A 425-nucleotide genomic window follows, 5' to 3' on the forward strand; every position below is an offset into this window, starting at 1 on the left:
AACCCCTCACCCTGCAACAAATCCAAGCAAATATCCTCGACGATGATACCCTCCTCCTCGAATACGCCCTCGGAGGCGATCGCAGCTATCTCTTCGCTGTCAGCAAAACCGAGTTTACCGCCTACGAACTCCCCTCTCGCCAAGACATTGAAACCGCCACAGAACGCTATATCACCGCCCTGCAAGCCGAAAACCGCAACCCTCTCAGTGAAGGGACAGAACTCGCAAAAATGCTCCTCGATCCCGTTGCAGGTAAGCTGAAAAATCAACGTTTGGCGATCGTCGCTGACGGGAAACTCAACCGTTTGCCGTTTGCCGCTTTACCGTGGGGCGCAAGCATAGAGGGCGCAAGCATAGAGGGCGCAAGCATAGAGGGCGCAAGCATAGAGGGCGCAAGCATAGAGGGCGCAAGCATAGAGGGCGCA

General features: G+C 55.5%; 1 pseudogene. It reads left to right on the forward strand.

The annotated features are described in order from the left end of the window. Window positions 1-425, forward strand: a pseudogene (locus JUI58_RS00280) (hypothetical protein); the annotation flags it as partial.

It is taken from the genome of Spirulina sp. CCY15215 (assembly GCF_016888125.1).
In the GTDB taxonomy this organism is placed as follows: Bacteria; Cyanobacteriota; Cyanobacteriia; order Cyanobacteriales; family Spirulinaceae; genus CCY15215.